We start from the raw sequence: 990 nt of genomic DNA, 5'->3' as shown, positions 1-990 counted from the left end.
ACCTGAATCTCGTTTAAGAAAATTGAACTAAATGCCTGTTCCGAGATCCGATCTTTCGACCAAGAACGATTGGATAAACAAGGAACAGGCATGATTAAATTAGTTGAATTGTTTTGCGATGTCGACGATTTTTGCAAAGTATTTATACCTCAATGGGAAAAACAATTACTCGAAGACGGTACCCAAAAACGTCAACGAGCAGGACGTATGACGACCAGTGAAATCATGACAATTGTCATTAGTTTTCATATGTCACATCACCGTGATTTTAAAAATTACTATCTTGGCTATGTTTCACTTATGTATAAAAGTGAATTTCCTAACTTACTCAGTTACACACGATTTTTAGCCGTTATGCCGAGGATACTTGTGCCGATGTGTGCTTATTTTACTTCACTTAAAGGTAAACCCACAGGCGTTGAATTCATTGATTCTACATGTATTAAGGTGTGTCATAATATTCGTATTCCCAGACACAAAACCTTTGATGGAATAGCCCAGCGAGGCAAAGGAACGATGGGTTGGTTTTATGGCTTCAAGTTGCATTTAATAGTTAATCACCACGGTGAAATTGTCGCTGCCAAAGTGACAACAGGTAATGTGCATGATACGCAACCAGTGCGTGAATTAGCGAGCTGCCTTACAGACAAATTGTATGGTGACAAAGGGTATTTAAGTAAAGCCTTAGAAGCGGATTTACTCGATAAAGGTGTGAAGCTCATTACGACTGTTCGCAAAAATATGAAAGCAAAAGCGATGTCATTATGGGATAGAGCGATGCTTTCAAAGCGGTTTATAATCGAGACAATTAATGATCAACTCAAGAACATATCCTTCATTGAACATTCGAGACATCGGAGTATGAACGGTTTTATGTTGAATTTAGTAGCTGGGTTGGTGGCTTATTGCTTGAAAGAAAATAAGCCACACCTTAATTTAACTGACGTAGAGCTCAACGCACTAGTTATCGCTTAAGCAGATCTCAGGTTA

General features: G+C 38.5%; 1 protein-coding gene. It reads left to right on the top strand.

Annotation, left to right across the window (positions count from 1 at the left end):
* The first annotated feature begins 90 nt into the window (after positions 1–90).
* Positions 91–975, top strand: a complete 885-nt coding sequence (locus AAEY57_RS19285; RefSeq protein ID WP_008465638.1) for an IS982 family transposase — start codon at positions 91–93, stop codon at positions 973–975.
* The last annotated feature ends 15 nt before the right edge of the window (positions 976–990 follow it).

The sequence above is a fragment of the Pseudoalteromonas sp. MER144-MNA-CIBAN-0113 genome (assembly GCF_040308965.1).
GTDB classification, from domain to species: Bacteria; Pseudomonadota; Gammaproteobacteria; order Enterobacterales; family Alteromonadaceae; genus Pseudoalteromonas; species Pseudoalteromonas tetraodonis.
This window is presented reverse-complemented; position numbering and strand designations above follow the sequence as displayed.